The organism is Bacillus sp. FJAT-45037 (assembly GCF_002797325.1).
Lineage (GTDB): Bacteria > Bacillota > Bacilli > Bacillales > Bacillaceae_D > Alkalihalophilus.
The window spans coordinates 1995383-2013284 of record NZ_KZ454938.1; the positions used below are offsets into that span (position 1 = coordinate 1995383).

At 40.1% G+C, this 17902-nt stretch carries 21 protein-coding genes, 16 tRNA genes and 2 riboswitches; of the genes, 6 read left to right on the top strand and 31 right to left on the bottom strand.

What is annotated here, in order from left to right:
• Window positions 1-19: 19 nt before the first annotated feature.
• Window positions 20-853, top strand: a complete 834-nt coding sequence (gene dat / locus CDZ88_RS10195) for a D-amino-acid transaminase (protein ID WP_100373453.1) — start codon at window positions 20-22, stop codon at window positions 851-853.
• 56 nt (window positions 854-909) lie between these two features.
• Here dat and CDZ88_RS10200 read toward each other — a convergent pair whose 3' ends face one another.
• Entirely contained in the window at window positions 910-1746 is an 837-nt protein-coding gene (locus CDZ88_RS10200; protein WP_100373454.1) for a lipoate--protein ligase family protein, read from the bottom strand.
• Between the two features lie 193 nt (window positions 1747-1939).
• Between CDZ88_RS10200 and CDZ88_RS10205 the strand changes: the two genes are divergently transcribed.
• Window positions 1940-2317, top strand: coding sequence for a rhodanese-like domain-containing protein (locus CDZ88_RS10205; protein WP_442857096.1), 378 nt, complete (start codon window positions 1940-1942; stop codon window positions 2315-2317).
• 36 nt (window positions 2318-2353) lie between these two features.
• On the opposite strand, the gene gcvPB is transcribed toward CDZ88_RS10205, so the two are convergent.
• Genes gcvPB through gcvT form a run of 3 tightly spaced genes read right to left on the bottom strand, consistent with a single transcriptional unit; the run spans window position 2354 to window position 6274 of the window.
• Window positions 2354-3814 carry an aminomethyl-transferring glycine dehydrogenase subunit GcvPB gene (gene gcvPB / locus CDZ88_RS10210; protein WP_100373455.1) on the bottom strand — a complete coding sequence of 487 codons (1461 nt, stop codon included), beginning with the start codon at window positions 3812-3814 and terminating at the stop codon, window positions 2354-2356.
• A complete protein-coding gene (gcvPA, locus tag CDZ88_RS10215; protein WP_100373456.1) occupies window positions 3811-5154 on the bottom strand; it encodes an aminomethyl-transferring glycine dehydrogenase subunit GcvPA in 1344 nt (447 codons plus the stop codon). Before gcvPA ends, gcvPB begins: the two co-directional genes overlap by 4 nt.
• Window positions 5155-5170: 16 nt before the next feature.
• Window positions 5171-6274: a glycine cleavage system aminomethyltransferase GcvT gene (gcvT, locus tag CDZ88_RS10220; protein WP_100373457.1), complete on the bottom strand. Its 1104-nt coding sequence runs from the start codon at window positions 6272-6274 to the stop codon at window positions 5171-5173.
• Between the two features lie 86 nt (window positions 6275-6360).
• Window positions 6361-6444, bottom strand: a riboswitch (glycine riboswitch).
• A 1-nt stretch (window position 6445) separates the two neighbouring features.
• A riboswitch (glycine riboswitch) is annotated at window positions 6446-6542 on the bottom strand.
• Window positions 6543-6761: 219 nt separating this feature from the next.
• On the opposite strand from gcvT, the gene CDZ88_RS10225 reads away from it, so the two are divergent.
• Both CDZ88_RS10225 and CDZ88_RS10230 read left to right on the top strand, forming a co-directional pair.
• Window positions 6762-8444, top strand: coding sequence for a DEAD/DEAH box helicase (locus CDZ88_RS10225; RefSeq protein WP_100373458.1), 1683 nt, complete (start codon window positions 6762-6764; stop codon window positions 8442-8444).
• The gene (locus CDZ88_RS10230; protein WP_100373459.1) at window positions 8422-9219 is read left to right on the top strand and encodes a YqhG family protein; all 798 of its coding nucleotides are present in this window, start codon (window positions 8422-8424) and stop codon (window positions 9217-9219) included. The genes CDZ88_RS10225 and CDZ88_RS10230 overlap by 23 nt, the downstream gene beginning before the upstream one ends.
• Before the next feature lie 41 nt (window positions 9220-9260).
• On the opposite strand, the gene CDZ88_RS10235 is transcribed toward CDZ88_RS10230, so the two are convergent.
• A complete protein-coding gene (locus tag CDZ88_RS10235; RefSeq protein WP_100373460.1) occupies window positions 9261-9440 on the bottom strand; it encodes a DUF2759 domain-containing protein in 180 nt (59 codons plus the stop codon).
• 328 nt (window positions 9441-9768) lie between these two features.
• Here CDZ88_RS10235 and CDZ88_RS10240 point away from each other — a divergent pair, with 328 nt between their 5' ends.
• On the top strand, window positions 9769-10404 hold the full coding sequence (locus tag CDZ88_RS10240) for an MBL fold metallo-hydrolase (RefSeq protein WP_100373461.1): 636 nt from the start codon (window positions 9769-9771) through the stop codon (window positions 10402-10404).
• A 66-nt stretch (window positions 10405-10470) separates the two neighbouring features.
• On the opposite strand, the gene CDZ88_RS10245 is transcribed toward CDZ88_RS10240, so the two are convergent.
• The 8 genes from CDZ88_RS10245 to comGC all read right to left on the bottom strand — a co-directional run bounded on the left by CDZ88_RS10245 (window position 10471) and on the right by comGC (window position 13532).
• Complete coding sequence (locus CDZ88_RS10245) at window positions 10471-10716, bottom strand: DUF2626 domain-containing protein (RefSeq protein ID WP_100373462.1); 246 nt, start codon at window positions 10714-10716, stop codon at window positions 10471-10473.
• Window positions 10717-10920: 204 nt separating this feature from the next.
• Window positions 10921-11121, bottom strand: coding sequence for a YqzE family protein (locus CDZ88_RS10250; protein WP_100373463.1), 201 nt, complete (start codon window positions 11119-11121; stop codon window positions 10921-10923).
• Between the two features lie 47 nt (window positions 11122-11168).
• Window positions 11169-11669, bottom strand: coding sequence for a shikimate kinase (locus tag CDZ88_RS10255; protein ID WP_100373464.1), 501 nt, complete (start codon window positions 11667-11669; stop codon window positions 11169-11171).
• Entirely contained in the window at window positions 11662-12051 is a 390-nt protein-coding gene (gene comGG / locus CDZ88_RS10260) for a competence type IV pilus minor pilin ComGG (RefSeq protein ID WP_100373465.1), read from the bottom strand. Before comGG ends, CDZ88_RS10255 begins: the two co-directional genes overlap by 8 nt.
• The gene (comGF, locus tag CDZ88_RS10265; RefSeq protein WP_157796529.1) at window positions 12041-12484 is read right to left on the bottom strand and encodes a competence type IV pilus minor pilin ComGF; all 444 of its coding nucleotides are present in this window, start codon (window positions 12482-12484) and stop codon (window positions 12041-12043) included. The genes comGG and comGF overlap by 11 nt, the downstream gene beginning before the upstream one ends.
• Window positions 12471-12794, bottom strand: a complete 324-nt coding sequence (gene comGE / locus CDZ88_RS10270) for a competence type IV pilus minor pilin ComGE (protein WP_442857120.1) — start codon at window positions 12792-12794, stop codon at window positions 12471-12473. The genes comGF and comGE overlap by 14 nt, the downstream gene beginning before the upstream one ends.
• The gene (gene comGD, locus CDZ88_RS10275) at window positions 12778-13221 is read right to left on the bottom strand and encodes a competence type IV pilus minor pilin ComGD (RefSeq protein ID WP_100373468.1); all 444 of its coding nucleotides are present in this window, start codon (window positions 13219-13221) and stop codon (window positions 12778-12780) included. Before comGD ends, comGE begins: the two co-directional genes overlap by 17 nt.
• Before the next feature lie 2 nt (window positions 13222-13223).
• On the bottom strand, window positions 13224-13532 hold the full coding sequence (comGC, locus tag CDZ88_RS10280; RefSeq protein ID WP_100373469.1) for a competence type IV pilus major pilin ComGC: 309 nt from the start codon (window positions 13530-13532) through the stop codon (window positions 13224-13226).
• A 141-nt stretch (window positions 13533-13673) separates the two neighbouring features.
• Here comGC and yidD point away from each other — a divergent pair, with 141 nt between their 5' ends.
• Window positions 13674-13910, top strand: a complete 237-nt coding sequence (gene yidD, locus CDZ88_RS10285; RefSeq protein ID WP_100373470.1) for a membrane protein insertion efficiency factor YidD — start codon at window positions 13674-13676, stop codon at window positions 13908-13910.
• An 89-nt stretch (window positions 13911-13999) separates the two neighbouring features.
• Here yidD and CDZ88_RS10290 read toward each other — a convergent pair.
• From CDZ88_RS10290 to comGA, 18 genes are all read right to left on the bottom strand, one after another.
• Window positions 14000-14081, bottom strand: a tRNA-Leu gene (locus CDZ88_RS10290).
• A gap of 9 nt (window positions 14082-14090) precedes the next feature.
• Window positions 14091-14166 (bottom strand) — tRNA-Lys (locus CDZ88_RS10295).
• A gap of 115 nt (window positions 14167-14281) precedes the next feature.
• Window positions 14282-14356: transfer RNA gene (locus CDZ88_RS10300), tRNA-Glu, on the bottom strand.
• Between the two features lie 15 nt (window positions 14357-14371).
• Window positions 14372-14462: transfer RNA gene (locus CDZ88_RS10305), tRNA-Ser, on the bottom strand.
• Between the two features lies 1 nt (window position 14463).
• Window positions 14464-14538, bottom strand: a tRNA-Asn gene (locus tag CDZ88_RS10310).
• 1 nt (window position 14539) lies between these two features.
• A tRNA-Ile gene (locus tag CDZ88_RS10315) sits at window positions 14540-14616 on the bottom strand.
• Window positions 14617-14632: 16 nt separating this feature from the next.
• Window positions 14633-14703 (bottom strand) — tRNA-Gly (locus CDZ88_RS10320).
• 31 nt (window positions 14704-14734) lie between these two features.
• Window positions 14735-14811: transfer RNA gene (locus tag CDZ88_RS10325), tRNA-Arg, on the bottom strand.
• A 7-nt stretch (window positions 14812-14818) separates the two neighbouring features.
• Window positions 14819-14890 (bottom strand) — tRNA-Gly (locus CDZ88_RS10330).
• A 7-nt stretch (window positions 14891-14897) separates the two neighbouring features.
• Window positions 14898-14972 (bottom strand) — tRNA-Gln (locus tag CDZ88_RS10335).
• Window positions 14973-14988: 16 nt separating this feature from the next.
• Window positions 14989-15064: transfer RNA gene (locus CDZ88_RS10340), tRNA-His, on the bottom strand.
• 11 nt (window positions 15065-15075) lie between these two features.
• Window positions 15076-15160, bottom strand: a tRNA-Tyr gene (locus tag CDZ88_RS10345).
• Window positions 15161-15176: 16 nt separating this feature from the next.
• Window positions 15177-15253, bottom strand: a tRNA-Asp gene (locus tag CDZ88_RS10350).
• A gap of 18 nt (window positions 15254-15271) precedes the next feature.
• Window positions 15272-15348: transfer RNA gene (locus CDZ88_RS10355), tRNA-Met, on the bottom strand.
• Window positions 15349-15424: 76 nt separating this feature from the next.
• Window positions 15425-15517, bottom strand: a tRNA-Ser gene (locus CDZ88_RS10360).
• A gap of 10 nt (window positions 15518-15527) precedes the next feature.
• Window positions 15528-15603: transfer RNA gene (locus CDZ88_RS10365), tRNA-Ala, on the bottom strand.
• A 151-nt stretch (window positions 15604-15754) separates the two neighbouring features.
• Window positions 15755-16798: a competence type IV pilus assembly protein ComGB gene (comGB, locus tag CDZ88_RS10370; RefSeq protein ID WP_100373471.1), complete on the bottom strand. Its 1044-nt coding sequence runs from the start codon at window positions 16796-16798 to the stop codon at window positions 15755-15757.
• Complete coding sequence (gene comGA / locus CDZ88_RS10375) at window positions 16795-17808, bottom strand: competence type IV pilus ATPase ComGA (protein ID WP_157796530.1); 1014 nt, start codon at window positions 17806-17808, stop codon at window positions 16795-16797. The genes comGB and comGA overlap by 4 nt, the downstream gene beginning before the upstream one ends.
• Window positions 17809-17902: the final 94 nt, after the last annotated feature.

A 17902-nucleotide genomic window follows, 5' to 3' on the forward strand; every position in this document is an offset into this window, starting at 1 on the left:
AATAGTTGGAGGGTTGACGATGGATTTTGTACTGCAACAAGAAAAGATTGTACGTCGTAATGAGGCATCTATCAACTTTAATGATCGAGGCTACCACTTTGGAGATGGGATTTATGAAGTCGTTCGTACATACAATGGAAAAGTTTTTGCCTTAACCGAGCATCTTGATCGTTTTTATGCTAGTGCAAAAAAACTAGATATCGACTTATCGATCACAAAAGAAACATTTACCGACCTCATTAAACAATTAATAGCTAAAAACGAACTACAAACAGGAATCGTCTACCTACAAGTGACAAGAGGCGTACAACCTCGTAACCATCTTTACAAAAGAGGAAACGAACCTGTACTCGTTGGATATACAGAAGAATTACCGAGAAAGAAGGATTTACTAAATGACGGTGTTGATCTATGGTTAACAGACGATATTCGCTGGCTACGTTGCGACATTAAGACCATCAACCTACTAGGAAATGTGATGGCCAAGCGCGAAGCTGCCGATCAACACTGTCATGAAGCGATCATGCATCGAGATGGCACAATGACAGAAGGGTCATCGTCGAATCTATTCTTAGTAAAAGATAAGACTTTGTACACACACCCTGCCACTAATCTAATCTTAAACGGGATTACTAGACAGCTTGTTATCGATTTGGCTGAGCAATCTGGATTAAAAGTAATTGAAGAAGCATTCCCTATTGAAGTCTTATCCATTGCTGATGAAGTATTTATTACAAGTACCACTATGGAAATTACACCTGTTCGCTCAATTAAAGGGCAAGTTGATGCGACACTTTCGATCGGCCCAATTACTAGACAACTTCAAGAAGCCTTTGCCTCCCTCCTACCATAAGAAATTCATTTAAAGAGCAAAAAGCACTGTCTCAATTATGAGACAGTGCTTTTTAATTATTTGCGATAATTCCATTCATCTTGCTCATATCTCTCTTGAGCAATTTTTTGTACTTCAGCTTCTTCTTTAGGTGTTAACGTATATGGTTCTAACTCGATGTTCAACCCTTTTTCAAACCCGTACCGAAAAGCTTCCTTGGCTTCTTCCATTGATAAAGCGGTCGCTCGTAGTGCATTGATGGCAACAGCCTTATTTTTAAAATTACGTTGCATCCTCTCCCGCACACGTTCACTCGGATACTTAAATAAATCAAAAAGTTTATCCTCATCAATATCTAGGATGATTGAACCATGCTGAAGAATGACTCCCTTTTGTCTTGTTTGTGCGCTTCCTGCTACTTTTCTCCCCTCCACAACTAGCTCATACCAAGAAGGAGCATCAAAACAAACCGCTGAGCGCGGATTTTTCAATGCGCTTTTTTCTTCTTCTGTCCGCGGAACAGCAAAATAGGCATCTAAGCCCACTTTCTTAAACCCTTCAAGTATCCCTTCTGAAATCACTCGATAGGCTTCTGTTACCGTATGCGGCATATCAGGATGCTCTTCTGAAACAATCACACTATATGTAAGTTCATCATCGTGCAATACACCTCGACCACCAGTTGGTCTCCTTACAAACCCTAATCCATACGCTTTCACTGCGTCCATATTCACTTCTTTTTCAACCTTTTGGAAATACCCAATCGACAAAGTTGCTGGGTTCCAACCATAAAAACGAATCGTCGGAGGAATTTTCCCTTTTGAATGCCAATCAAGTAACGCCTCATCTAAGGCCATATTATATGCTGCGGAACAATTACCTGAATCAATAAAACGCCAAGTTTCTTTCATTATGCATCGCTTCTTTCTACATAATCATCAAAGTTCCAACCTAGTGTAACAAAACGAACCACATGTGCCAAGTAGATTGCGACGATGAACGCTCATCTATTGTCTATAGATTTCATCTTACAATTGCTAAATTGAGTTGAGATGATTATAATTTAACTAGAATGATTGTTTAAGTAGAAGGAGTGTACGGAGATTTATGATGTATTTATGGTTAATACTTTTAGGACTCGTCATTTTTGCAGTGTTTAAGCGTTTCTATACTCCAAAATATTTAACGACCCTAACACAAGAAGATTTCATTAAAGGTTATCGCAAGGCACAACTAATTGACGTTCGTGAAACTCGTGAGTACGAAGGCGGCCACATTTTAGGCTCTCGTAATATTCCAATGTCACAACTACGTCAACGTCAAAACGAAGTACGCACAGATCAGCCTGTCTATCTTTATTGTCAGTCTGGTGCTAGAAGTAAGCAAGCTGCACAACTTCTAAAGAAAAAACGAGGCGTCGAAGATATCTATCACCTACAAGGTGGATTCAAGAAATGGACAGGCAAGATCAAAAAGAAAGCATGAACAAAAGAGGCTGAGTAGGTAACTCAGCCTCTTTCTTTATGCCTTCTGATAGCGCAAGATCGGTTTTCTTGCTGCGGTTGTTTCATCTAATCGGCTAATGACTGTGTGATGAGGTGCTTCTTGAACAATCTCAGGATTTTCTTCAACTTCTTTTGCAATCTGGATCATGGCATCACAGAACTCATCCAATGTTTCTTTTGACTCTGTTTCTGTCGGTTCAAACATCATGCATTCTTCGACATTCAGCGGGAAGTAGATCGTTGGTGGGTGATAGCCAAAGTCTAATAAACGCTTTGCCATATCAAGTGTACGAACCCCTAATTTCTTCTGCTTACGCCCTGAAATAACAAACTCATGTTTACAATGCTGCGTATATGGAAGATCAAAGTGAGGTTCAAGACGTCTCATCATATAATTTGCATTTAAAACAGCATATTCCGATACTTGACGTAAGCCGATAGGTCCCATCGTCCGAATATACGTATAGGCCCGGACATTAATTCCGTAGTTTCCATAGTAAGGTTTAACTCTTCCTATTGATTTTGGGCGATCATTATCAAACTGATACATGTCCCCTATCTTCACCAAAACCGGCTTTGGTAAATAAGGAATTAAATCCTTTTTCACGCCGACTGGACCAGAACCTGGACCACCGCCACCATGTGGACCTGTAAACGTTTTATGAAGATTTAAATGTACGACGTCAAAGCCCATATCACCAGGTCTTGCAATGCCTAAGATCGCATTAGAGTTAGCACCATCATAATAAAGTTTTCCACCTGCTTTATGAATGATGGAAGCCATCTCCTCGATGTATGTTTCAAACAATCCAAGTGTATTAGGGTTTGTTAACATAAGAGCCGCTGTATCAGAACCGACGACCTCTCGTAAATGTTCAAGGTCCACTAAGCCTTCTTCGTTTGTTCGTACGGTAACAGAGTCAAATCCCGCCACAGTAGCCGAAGCCGGGTTCGTGCCATGGGCTGAATCAGGAACAACCACTTTCGTTCTATTCGTATCTCCATTTGATTCATGAAACGCACGAATCATCATTAATCCTGTCCACTCGCCATGAGCCCCAGCTGCAGGCTGTAGCGTGACTTCATCCATCCCTGTAATTTCTGCGAGTGATGTTTGAAGCTCATACATCAGCTCAAGTGAACCTTGTACTTGCTCGTGGGGTTGATGAGGATGCACATACGCAAGCCCAGGAAAACGAGCCACATCTTCATTAATTTTAGGATTGTATTTCATCGTACACGAACCAAGTGGATAAAAGCCAGAATCTACACCGTGGTTACGTTTCGATAATGCTGTGTAATGACGCATTAATTGTAATTCAGAGACTTCTGGGAGTTCTGCTGAATTCTCTCTTATAAATTCACTTGGAAGTAAGTCCTCTAAAGGCTCTGTTGGGATATCAAGTTCTGGTAGACTATGGCCAATTCGACCTTCTTTACTTAATTCAAAAACGAGTGGCTGATCTTGGTTGTTCATACTAACGCCCCCAATTCTTTGGCAAACTGATCTATTTCTTCCTTCGTGCGCACTTCAGTCACAGCAACTAACATATGACCATCAAGTTCAGGGTAATTAACACTTAGATCATAACCACCAATAAACCCTTTTTCCAACAACAACTTGTTGATTTCACGTACAGGTTTTCCTACATTGATGATGAATTCATTAAAGGACGTACCTGATTCCTTCACATCTACCCCATTTTCCTTCAACATTCGTTTCGCATAGGCTGCTTTCTGCAGGTTTTGGTAAGCGACTTCTTTGATTCCTGACTTACCAAGTGCACTCATTGCAACAGCAGCTGCCAAAGCGTTTAATGCTTGGTTTGAGCAAATGTTTGACGTCGCTTTTTCACGGCGGATATGCTGCTCTCTCGCTTGCAATGTTAGAACAAAGCCACGTTGCCCATGTTCATCGGTCGTTTGACCAACTAAACGACCCGGTACTTTTCTCATTAATTTTTTCGTTGTCGCAAAGTAACCACAATGAGGACCTCCAAATTGAGGAGCAATTCCAAATGGTTGCGCATCCCCAACAACAATATCTGCCCCATATTCACCAGGTGATTTTAACAATCCTAGCGAAAGTGGGTTGCTTGAAACAACAAACATTGCTTTCTTGCTATGAGTAATTTTTTCGATCTCACCTAAGGACTCTAAGTTTCCAAAGAAGTTCGGATGTTGAACAATCACACACGAGGTGTCTTCATTGTAAGTTTCTTCAAGCTGAGAAAGATTTGTTACACCATCTGTCACATCGATTTCGATAACCTCGAGATTTTGCCCGAACGCATTTGTTTTTAACACTTCACGCGCCTCGGGATGAACGGCCTTTGAAACAAGAATCGTCTTCTTTTTCGTCTGACCTGCACTCATCATAGCTGCTTCTGCAAGCGCGGTTGGACCATCATACATAGAAGAGTTCGCTAGATCCATTCCCGTTAGCTCACTAATCATCGTTTGAAATTCAAATATGCCCTGCAATTCTCCTTGTGAAATTTCTGGCTGATACGGTGTATATGCTGTATAAAATTCAGAGCGCGAGATCACATGATCAACGATGGACGGAATGTAATGTTCATACACCCCCGCACCTAGAAACGACACTTTTTGCTTCAATGAAATATTTTTAGAAGCTAGTCCTTCAAAATAACGGATAAGCTCAGGCTCTTTCAATGCTTTAGGGATGTTTAATTCTCCCTTATATCGTATGCCCTCTGGAATATCTGAAAAGAGTTCTTCTATGCTTTTGACTCCAATGGTCTTAAGCATGTCTAATTGATCTTGTTCTGTCATTGGTAAGTAACGATTTGTCATAGCCACTAGATCCCCCTTATGCTTTCGGACGCTTGTAAAACGGTGTTTTCGTAACAACAGCCTTTAATTTCTTTTTTCGTACTTGAACAAATACTTCTGTTCCAAGCTCGGTATAGGTATTATCTATGACTGCCAATCCAACATTTTTCTTTAATGTAGGAGATTGTGTTCCTGTAGTGACAAACCCAATTGTTTGATCATCCATCAATACCTCATACCCAGTTCGAGGAATACCTTTATCAATCATTTCAATTCCAACAAGCTTTCTTGTCAAGCCATTTTCTTTTTGAGCAAGTAGCGCTTCTTTCCCAATAAAATCTGCCTCTTTATTTAATTTCACTGCAAAACCAATGCCTGCTTCAAGTGGTGTAATTTCATGCGTTAGTTCCTGGCCATACAATGGCAATTTCGCTTCGAAACGTAACGTATCACGGGCACCTAACCCACAAGGAACTAATCCATCACCCTGCCCAGCCTCTAATATCGCTTGCCATAATGTTGCCGCCTGATCTGACTCACAATAAATCTCAAACCCATCTTCACCTGTGTAACCGGTTCTTGACACAAGGCTCTTGATTCCTGCTAAGTCTACATCATCTTTAAACCGGAAAAAGCCAATCTCAGCTAAGTTCGCTTCTGTCAATTTTTGTAATATTCCCTCAGCTAACGGACCTTGGATTGCAAGTTGAGCCATGTCAAACGAAATATGTACGAGTTCTACTCCCTCAATAACATGCTCTTTTAACCACTCCACATCTTTTTCAATGTTAGATGCGTTGATTACAAGCAAATAGTCATCTTCTGCCTTTCGATAAACTAGTAAATCATCAACTGTCCCACCATCTTGATAGCACATGACTGTATATTGCGCTTGCTCATCGACAAGCTTACTGACATCATTCGTCATTACCTTTTGAAGGAAAGCTAGCGCATTGGGCCCTTTTACTTCAACTTCTCCCATATGAGAAACATCAAAAAGTCCAGCTCTTGTACGAACGGCCTCATGTTCCTCTTTGATACTGGAAAACTGAACAGGCAAATCCCATCCGCCAAAATCAATCGTCTTCGCTCCACTTTTTTCGTATTCATTAAACAAAGGTGTTCGTTTTAATGTCGACATCTTTATCCCCCTCTTTTTGTGAGAAACCCATTAACAACATCTTCTCCCAAACACAAAAAAGGACAGAGTTATACAGTTAGTTGTATAACTCTGTCCTTAAACCAGAAAGTTTCGTCCTTTAATCGAACTGTCTTCGTGGGTGGCTCTAAGTTAGAGCACTCTCCAGAGCTGCGTCCCATAAGAGTCTTTTTTGCCTGAGAGATTCGCAATTGTTGCTTGCTCCTTCGGCGCTGCGCAACCAACACGCAGTCTCTCCCCCTATAATCATCCGCGATTAGTTTATTTTCAAGGATCAACTTTTCATGTTTTTATGTAAATTGGTACATACTACTATTTAAACCAACAAAGAATACGAAAAGATACTGTATACTTGTCGATTGATGATGTCTCCTGACAGAATTCAACGAATTGTCCGACTCTTCTATTCATATCCTATCAAGATGATTTAGATTGCGCAATAGTTTCTTTTAGGAAAGGATGAACGGTGATGAATATCCCTATCCACTTTGACCATAATTGGAATGACTTATTTACTGAAAGATTAGAACAAGAAGGTCCGTTTTCAAATTGGGAACTAGTTAAACTAGCCTATGAAGCTGAACAACATCAGATTATACCTGACTTTGAAGGCTTAATAGCCCCAAACCACCTTCCACAACTTAAACCATTTCCTCATCAGATAGAAGTCGCCAATACCGTCATTGGACAAATGAACGGTAAAGCTATACTAGCTGATGAAGTAGGCCTCGGTAAAACCATTGAGGCTGGTCTCATATTAAAAGAATACATGATTCGTGGACTCGTAAAAAAAGCACTTATACTTGTTCCTGCATCACTTGTTTCTCAATGGGCAATCGAACTTAACAATAAATTTTTCATCCCCGCTGTTCCTCAACGTAAAACGTACGTATGGGATCAATATGATGTCGTTGTCGCTTCTATCGATACAGCCAAGCGTCAGCCACATCGAGACATTGTGATGAACCAATCCTATGACCTTATCATTATTGACGAAGCTCATAAGTTAAAGAACCCGAAGACAAAAAACTATGAGTTCATCCGACATTTAAAAAAGAAATTTTGTTTACTGTTAACAGCAACTCCTGTTCAAAATAAATTAGAAGAAATTTTTAACCTTGTGTCCCTTTTAAAACCTGGTCACTTAGGCGACATTTCTAGTTTTGAAAAAGAGTTTCGCTCAAATAAACGCTCTCCAAAAAATGACGAAAAATTAAGGGAGCTTGTTAGTAAAGTAATGGTACGGAATCGGCGAGAAGAAACAGGAATCACTTGGACAAAGCGCATTGTCGAAACAGTCCCTATTACGTTCAGTCCAAAAGAACGAGAATTTTATGAAGCCTTATCTTCTCTCAAAGCTGATTCAAGTCACTTTTCGCTGATCACTCTCCAGCGAGAGATTTGTAGTAGTCGAGAGGCGGCATTTATGACGTTAAAAAATATGGTGGAAAAAGCGCATAAGGAGGAACGAAGCTTTCCTGAAGCCGAAAAACTTTTGAATATGATTGGAGAAGTTGATGGCCATGCGAAGGCAGAAAAGGCATTAGAGATTGTTAAACAAATCAATGACAAAGTCATCATTTTTACTGAGTACCGGGCAACGCAACTTTACCTTCAATGGTACCTAAAGCAAAATGGCATATCCTCTGTTCCTTTTAGAGGTGGTTTCAAGCGAGGAAAGAAAGACTGGATGCGTCAATTGTTTGAATCTCATGCTGACGTTCTCATTGCCACAGAGGCCGGTGGAGAAGGAATTAACCTTCAATTTTGTAGTCATATAATTAATTTTGATTTACCATGGAACCCGATGCGAATTGAGCAACGCATTGGACGTATTCATCGTTTAGGGCAAAAAAATGATGTACGAATCTATAACTTCGCTGTTGAAGATACTGTCGAACAACATATTCTAAAATTACTTTATGAAAAGATTCACCTCTTCGAATCTGTCATTGGAGAATTAGATGAAATCTTAACTCGGATAGAGCTTCCATCGATCGAAGCACATGTGAAAGAAATACTTGTGCATTCAGAGTCTGATGGAGAGGTGAAAATTAAACTGGAACACTTAGCTGCGATTATGAATGAAGCAGCAGCAGAACGGCAGGAGATGGAGGAGGAGAGACTCGATGCAACAGCAACAGATTCATGATTTCCTTGAACGGTATTTCACAGGCAATGACAGTCCTATTATTGAAAATACAGCCACTCATCTCACCGTTCAGTTGTCGGTTGAACTTGATAAATTATTAATGAATCGACCGTTTTATTGGCATTATTTAGAAAAGACTGGTGGAACACCTCAGCCGATGCAAGTCACTTTTATTACAGATAAAGCAAACGCACCAAGTGACCTACGTGGAGAAGCCATTCATTATGGCTCTCCACGTTTGCATCAATTATTTTCTACAACTAGAACACTTGGTGGCTTTATTCGACTATATGAACACATATTATCACCAACAAATCAGTCCACTCCCCTGCAGCCCTGGCTAAGTATTAATGCGAAAGTGTCTTTTCAATGCGACCGTAAAAAGGATGTTTTATTGTCTCTTGGGTTGAATTTAATCCACGGACAAATTGTGCCTAGTTTCTATGAGTACATTCAAGATAAACAGCTTCGTTCATCAATACCTGATTATTGTTTTACCCTCACTCCACTCATTACTCCTAAAAGCGGCATGGTTCGCTTGCAGAAAATGATCAAAACGTACGCTGAAAATGAAAATCCCTCTTGGGCGCGTGATGCAATCCAAAGATGGGATGATGATTTAGCTTTATTAGAACAATTTTATGAAGAGCACGAGGAGAAACCTGAAAGTTACGAGCTTGAAAAAGCAGCCTTACGAGAACAATATGAGCCTAATATCCACGTCAAAATAGTGAACGGAGGTATCTTTTATTTACAACAACAAGTGTTCCACTAAAAAAAATGCCCTTATCATAAATGATAAGGGCATTTAAACGATTAGACAGTTGTACCTGCACCTGCAATAATGGAGAAAATCGTCATGACTGCGAACCATCCAAATACAGCCAATGATATTGCAGCAAAACCTACTCCAAAGAAATTCTTTCTACGCATTTCACCGACCATACCAAAAGCCGACAGAATTGCTACTAATAAAAAAGTAATTGCTAAGAACATACGGGTTCACCCTCCTTATGTAAAGAACTCAGTTCGTAGTTTGTACATCTTATTATAAACAAAAGTTTGCTCCACAACAAGAGGTGAATCAATCAAAGTGAAAGCCATTCCATCATTATCACATAGGCTCTGTTTTATAAGTTGTACGAACTCCCAAAATAAATGCTCTCATTATTATACTTCGTTCAAACTTTTAATACATCCTAAAATTAAGAGGACCTGTGAACATTTTTCATCGATTGCTCATCACTTGCGCTTTGAATCTTTACTTAGAAGCATGTAAGATAAGTGAGTATTGGTATATAAGAAAAACCTTGGAGGCGATAAAATGAATTGGACTCAAATTCCACTTGGTCCCTTACAAACAAATGCATATGTCCTTGTAAATGATAGCAAGGAAGCCGTCATTTTTGATCCAGGTGGGAATGGACCAGAACTTGTAAAGTGGCTAAATGAAGAGACGATCAAACCATTAGCTATCTTGTTAACCCACGCACACTTTGATCATATCGGTGCTGTTGATGATGTCCGCGAAGCATTTGCATGTCCTGTATACATTCATACTGAAGAGCAAAGCTGGCTCGGGGACCCTGATCAAAACGGATCCTCACGCTTTTTAGGTGATGCCGCCATTTCTGCTCAAAATGCAGACCATATCATTGAAAAAGAACAACCTCTCCTGATTGGCTCATTCACCTTTGATGTGTATCATACGCCGGGTCATTCACCAGGCAGTGTCTCTTACTACTCAAAAGAGATCGGAGTGGTTTTCTCAGGAGATGCTCTATTTAAACAAAGTATCGGTAGAACAGATCTTCCTGGGGGGAATCACGAGCAATTGCTAGCAAGTATTCATACGAAGTTGCTAGAGCTTCCAGAAGAAACCATTGTCGCTTCTGGTCACGGACCAACGACAACTATAGCTGAAGAAATGGATAGCAACCCTTTTCTATCAGGTTTTTAGAATCAAGATAAAAAACGTTACTCAACCGTTGAGTAACGTTTTTTTTGCGTATATGTAACGCTTATCTTAGTGACCACCGACGCCTGGTACTAATAAGAAAGTTGAATAGTAGGTAAAACCAACAAAGAAAACTGTCAAGTACGCACCGAAAATGTAAATATACACGCGCTCAGATAAGTTTAAATAACTTAACGCTAATAATGCACCTGTTTGTGCAAAGAATAGCAAAGCCATATTAACCATATCACCAACAAAGAACAAGACTGCGAAGATCCCTGTCCAGAACGCTAAAACACGAAACATGCGATCCATCTGCTTACTCCCTCCTTCTTTTTGCAATTACTTTCCATCTAATTGGAAGTCATAATGCTAGTTATCAAATTATAGAGTACAAACTTATTATATACGAGACAATCTTTGCTTGTAAATGCTTGATCGATGGCAAATCTGTGTCTCCTTATTTTTCACAGAGACAAATTAGCAAATTGGTATGAAAATAAGGGGAACGAGATCCGTTCACCGTTCACCCTTATTCTTAGTAGATCGCTTATCTAAAAATAATTTTATGGCTAGGGGAACGATCCCAAACGTCCGATACACCAAAGGTAGTTTATCGGCTTTACGCGCTTCTCGTTCAGCCTTTCGTGCCTCTTTCGGTTGATCTAATCGTAAGACGAGTTGTTGAGTCACAAACTTCACATAGTCATTTAAAGACATGGCCATCACCTCAATGGTTATTCATTTTAGTATGGCCGAAAAGATCTTTATCTAAGCAAATATGACTTTAATTCATCAACAATTTCTAAGATAGATTTTTCTGTTGTATCAATCGTCACCGTCGCTTCTTTGTATAATGGTAAGCGATTTTGATACATTGCTTTTATTTCGTTCATATCTTTATTCTTAAGCAAAGGTCTTGATTGATCATTCATTGTGCGACGGACAATCTCTTCTACCGCGCAATCTAGAAAAACGACACACCCTGAATTGTTCATCATTTCTCTATTTTTAGACCGAAGGATAATTCCTCCTCCTGTTGTTACGACGGCTTTTTTTTCTGCAAGCTCAGATAGCACTTTGGTCTCTAACGAACGAAAGTACTCCTCTCCGTATTTTTGAAACATATCTGATATCGCTAGCCCTTCACTTTGTTCAATCCATTGATCCGTGTCAATAACATGATACCCAATTGCTTTGGCTAAAGCAAGTCCAACGGTTGTTTTTCCAGATCCCATAAAGCCCGTTAAATAAATCCGTTCATTCACGCCTTGAAACCTCCCAGTATTCCTGAATGACATGTGCCTGTTCGTCATAAAAAAAATGAGCCTGACGACTTCTATCTATATCATTTAAACGAACAACACAACTCACTAACCATTCAGTGTTTTTTTTCTGTTCTACATTAAGTGTAACGCTGCCGTGGTCATATGGAAAGAAAAAGTGGGTCGGTTCAACCATCGTCTGTACTTCATTTAAAAAGTCCATTAAACCAATTTGCATGTAGGCATCAAGTTGGCTGATATAGCCTTGTTCCGTCACAAAGCGCTTTTCTGCGATATAGCTATTCATCTGAGCAGAAAGCGCTAGAACGAGCAAAGTACAAAGAATAAGGACAAGTGGATAAACGAACCCTCGTTCATTGTTCATTCGAACCTACCCCATACATTGGCATCATTCTAAAACTCCCTTCCGTTCCGTCTAGTAATAAGACAGCACAAGTTACTAAAACGTTTTCTTTATCGCAAGTAAAACGTTTCACCTGATAAAGAATAGGTACATACCCACTATTATTGGTATATCGTCTAATTTGATCACCTGCTACATAACTATAACGGATCTCTGTACCATCCCCTTTTGTCATGACAACATGTCCTTCATTAGCTACTACGGATGTTGATTCTGATACCTCGCTAGCTAATTGATTAAAAAAAATAGTCATAACCAATTTTGAATTCGTATTGTCGCCAAAGCTTTGTTGCACTATTTTAACCATGGTTGGCATCAGTAAAGTAAACATGACAACCATACACAATACAAACAGAGTCTCCATCAAAGTAAATCCGCCGTCATCTCTTAGCATACAGACACCTCTGATAAAAACGTGTATTCTCTCCATTAAATGAGATACACACCTCATACAGTCCTGTTACCGGATCGAGATGCTCCTGTTTTTCCATCCAAGAATCCACTGGAGTATTGACTTTAGCTGATCGTAAGTAGTCTTGAACAGACTGTTTCAATAAAGTATTTACTTCCTCTTCTTGTTTGATCGTTAATCGCTCATTGTAGATCGTTATGAAGGCAGGCAAAATCGCCAAGGAACACATAGATAACAGCGCTAAGGAGAGTATCACTTCCATTAAAGTGAATCCGTTATATTTTTCGATAATTCACTCGCCCCTTTCCGAGTGTAACTGTGTATCCATACTTATCGTCACCAACATACAAAAACATTGTTCCAGAATACCGAGGATTCCCATTTGACAAAAAGATGATGCTATTATTAGGGAGAGAGCTTGTTTCAAAATACATATTTTCTACAGGGAAAGGTCTAGTTACTAGGAGTTCACCTGCAAATGATTGCACGCGATACTCGTTAGTACTACTTTCAATGCGCAATCGCACTTGCGAACCACTAGATATTGCTAAGTGCTGTGCAAGTAAAACGTCCTGCAAAAATTGATCGGCAATTTGTTCGTGTGTATAATCTTTTACGTTAAATTGAAAAGAAATTAAAGGAAGAAGTAGAAGAATGGAGAGGATGGAGAGTGTTAGGAGTAATTCAAAAAGGGTATGTCCTGATTGTGAATGGGTCACAATTAAGAAGTCTCTTCCACTTTACCATTAGTAAGTTTGAGCACTTCTCCATTCGGACATGTAGAGGTTTCAATATAGTTTTCATCAAGCAATGGTTGAAGCGACTCTAGTTTCTTTCCATTTTCAATTTCGTAAGCGTGTACTTGGGTTTGGATCAACTTTACCGTTGCCTCACAACCTTTAGAACCAGCCACTTCATTGTTTTTCGTCATATTAGGAATCGCGATCAATAAGAGAATGGAGATAATCATTAACACAACAAGCATTTCTACTAAAGTAAAACCTTTTTCATGCTTTAAGAACTTTTTCATTTTTAATCACCTCGAGGTAGGTTTTTAACGCGGCGTGGGAGATACGGGGAACATTTTATCCTCCTTTCTTCTGTCATCGTTTGCTATAATTAGACATATATGATTAAATTCCTGCAACTTTTTTTTAGAAGGATGGTTTTTATGAAAAAAATCTTGTTATTACTGATTCGCTTCTATCAAAAGATCCTCTCTCCCTTAAAACCACCAACATGTCGATTTTATCCGACATGTTCTCACTACGGAATCGAAGCGATTCAACGTTTTGGCGCATTAAAAGGGACTTGGTTAACTATAAAACGTTTAAGTAAATGTCATCCCTTTCACAAAGGCGGCATTGATTTAGTTCCTGATAAAAAAGATCCAGCAAAAAAAAGCTAACGACTGATTTTACTGTCGTTAGCTTTTTTAATATGGCTCTGTATTTCCGCAAAAAAACCATCCAGTCATTCGACCAAATGGTTTGACAATGCGGGTGAAGGGACTCGAACCCCCACGTCGTAAGACACTAGATCCTAAGTCTAGCGCGTCTGCCAATTCCGCCACACCCGCGTATTTAAATGGTGAGCCATGAAGGATTCGAACCTTCGACCCTCTGATTAAAAGTCAGATGCTCTACCAACTGAGCTAATGGCTCGTAGTTTTTCAATGATGTTTAACCACGAAGGTTACGGACGATGCTTTGCTTTATCTTAACCTTTTTGTTCACTTTCCATTCAAGGAAAAGAACAAGATTCGTATTATGAAGCTAATGGTGACCCGTACGGGATTCGAACCCGTGATACCGCCGTGAAAGGGCGGTGTCTTAACCGCTTGACCAACGGGCCATTAAAATAAAAAAGTGGCGGAGAAGGAGGGATTTGAACCCTCGCGCCGCTTGCGCGACCTACACCCTTAGCAGGGGCGCCCCTTCAGCCACTTGGGTACTTCTCCATGGCTCCACAGGTAGGACTCGAACCTACGACCAATCGGTTAACAGCCGATTGCTCTACCACTGAGCTACTGTGGAATGGTGGGCCTGAGTGGACTCGAACCACCGACCTCACGCTTATCAGGCGTGCGCTCTAACCAGCTGAGCTACAGGCCCCTAGAAAATAAGAAAAAGCGGGTGATGAGAATCGAACTCACATCATCAGCTTGGAAGGCTGAGGTTTTACCACTAAACTACACCCGCATATAAATAATCTTGTTATATAGATAAGGAATGGTGCGCCCTGAGAGATTCGAACTCCCGACCTTTTGATTCGTAGTCAAACACTCTATCCAGCTGAGCTAAGGGCGCTAGTATAAGCGGAAGACGAGATTCGAACTCGCGACCCCCACCTTGGCAAGGTGGTGTTCTACCACTGAACTACTTCCGCAAAGAAATGGCTGGGCTAGCAGGATTCGAACCTACGCATGACGGAATCAAAATCCGTTGCCTTACCGCTTGGCGATAGCCCATTGCGTAAATTTTATATGGGGCGACTGATGGGAATTGAACCCACGAGTGCCGGAATCACAATCCGGTGCGTTAACCACTTCGCCACAATCGCCTCAATATAAATGGTGGAGGGGGACGGATTCGAACCGCCGAACCCGGAAGGAGCGGATTTACAGTCCGCCGCGTTTAGCCACTTCGCTACCCCTCCACTATATAATTTTAAATGGCGGTCCGGACGGGACTCGAACCCGCGACCTCCTGCGTGACAGGCAGGCATTCTAACCAACTGAACTACCGGACCATTATAATTGAATTAAATTGGTTGCGGGGGGAGGATTTGAACCTCCGACCTTCGGGTTATGAGCCCGACGAGCTACCGAACTGCTCCACCCCGCGACGTTGTAGATTAAAGGATGTTCTCTTTTTTTAGGAGTTAAATTATCCTTTAAAAATTCTCATAAGTTAGATGAAATGGAGGAGGAAGAGGGATTCGAACCCCCGCGCGGTTTGACCCGCCTGTCGGTTTTCAAGACCGATCCCTTCAGCCAGACTTGGGTATTCCTCCATCATTCAGTTGGTGGAGCCTAGCGGGATCGAACCGCTGACCTCCTGCGTGCAAGGCAGGCGCTCTCCCAGCTGAGCTAAGGCCCCAATTACTTAACTTAATATCGATTGTAGCCGTGTGTTTGTTGTGCACCAGCGACGTTTAATAATGTACCACGAAACCAAATAAAAAAACAAGCTTTTTTTAGAAAAATATGATCTTTCTCTAAAAAAAGCGTTAAAACAGTTACTACAATGCCTATTGGATCGTACTAATCATTTGAAACATCGGCAACATAATCGCTAAAAATAAAATAAAAATAAATCCACCGATAAATAAAAAAACAATTGGTTGCAAAAAATCCATGAATTTTTTTAATTTATCGTCCATTTCATTATAAATTAAATAACTAAAATTTTCTAGGTCAGAACCTAAATAGCCCGTCCTCTCTCCGTTCTCAATAACAAATGCCAACTCTTGTGTGAAATACTCCCTTTTACGAATTAATGTGTGCAAAGATACACCAAGTCGCAGCTCCGCTTTAAGTGAAACTGCTTCTTGCTGCATAAATGGTAAATGTTCCTGTTTTTCGAAAATGCTTAATGCTTGTTGAAGTGAAGTCCCCGTGAGTAATAGCCTTCCGAATTGTAATGAGAAGAAATATGTACACACTTGTTGTACCATCGTTGAGAGGAACGGAACCTTGAGATAAAATTGCATACGACGTTTAGGAGACCACTTCTTTTTAGATAAGATTAAATATCCGGCTAAAGCACCCAAACAAAAAAGAAAAAGAAAACCTACATATGGAACAGCTTTGAGAGATTGTAGAACAAAAGTTGTGAGGAGAGGTGGTTCACCACCAAGGGTGTCAAATAAAGTGGTGAAATGTGGTACGACAAACTGATGAAGGACGAGGAGAACAACAAAACAGATCCAAACTAACAGAATCGGATAACGAAGAAGTTTCTGTACTTGCTCCTTTGCTTCTTGGCGTTTTTTTAATAATTCACCAGCCTTAATAAATCCTTCACTAACTTGTCCATGAAACTGGTAAAAGTATAAAAATGCGACAATATCACTTGGAATGGGAAAAAGAGAAAATGCTCGGTGTATCTCTTGACCTTCTCTTAAAGCGATCTTCACCTGTTCAAGTGGTTGCTTCATAGAGTCTGGCACATGAATGAGCATAAAGGCTAATGCATCATCCATCTTATAACCTTGTTCTAGCAATACGCCTAACCGATGTAGCGTTTTAGCATAATTCATACGGTTGTTGTGATTGGTAAATAAACGAATCACCCTACCCACAACCTTTCTAACTCGTTCTCTTCGATGATTCCAAGTGCCCACGCTTTTCTTGCCTGGTGCTTTAAGTCATTCACCTCACGAATAGTCGTGCATTCAATCATTTGTTTAATTTGTTGATTGTATTCAAACGTATATAAAGCACTGCGCTGTTCTCGCGTGTCCTCCGCTTTTTTTTTCCGAACTAAACATTGACATATCACAGCCTTCAAGGCTTCTTTAACATCATTTTCCGATACACCAAAGTCCAGCAACCTTAAAATGGAAGCATAATTATTACTAGCATGAACGGTCGCAAAGACTAGATGCCCTGTGAGAGCTGCACGAACAGCTAACTTTGCTGTATTCGCATCCCGAATTTCGCCGACCATCATAATGTCAGGGTCATGTCTAAGCGCTGCTTTTAATCCCACTTCAAATGTAATACCTGCTTTTTGATTCGTCTCGATTTGAATAAATGAATCAATTGATTGTTCAATAGGATCTTCAATTGTGATGATTTTTTTTGATTCTTTAGAAAGGATTTCGTTTAGAATAGCGTAAAGAGTGGTTGTTTTTCCTGACCCTGTCGGACCAGAGATTAAACATAATCCGTGAGTAAAAGAAAGTAATTGCATAAGATGTCGTTGACTTGATAATAATACGGGGAGAGACATAAGTTGATGATTGACTGTTTGAGGAAGAATTCGAATAGCTAGACTTTCTTTGTTTCGAGTCGGTAACGTAGATAGGCGCAATGCATACTCTTTCTTATCAATTATTACATTCATGGAATAGCTTTGAGGAAGTCTTTTCTCACCTATATTCATTCCACTATTGTACTTTAGGTGACCCAGTAATCTTTCTCCAAGAATCGGTGGTATCTCTTGATGATTGGTCAACTTTCCATTAATACGAAACTGTATGAGCCAACGATGATCTGTTGGGACAAGGTGAATATCGGAAGCACCTTGCTTAATTGCCTCACAGACGACAGACGTACTTACATTTTCAACATCATACAAAAGGATCACCTCATGTAAATTTTATTGTACTATGTTTGATCATTTTTTCTATTCGACAAGATGATTTAAAAACCTTCAACTTTCTTGCATAAAA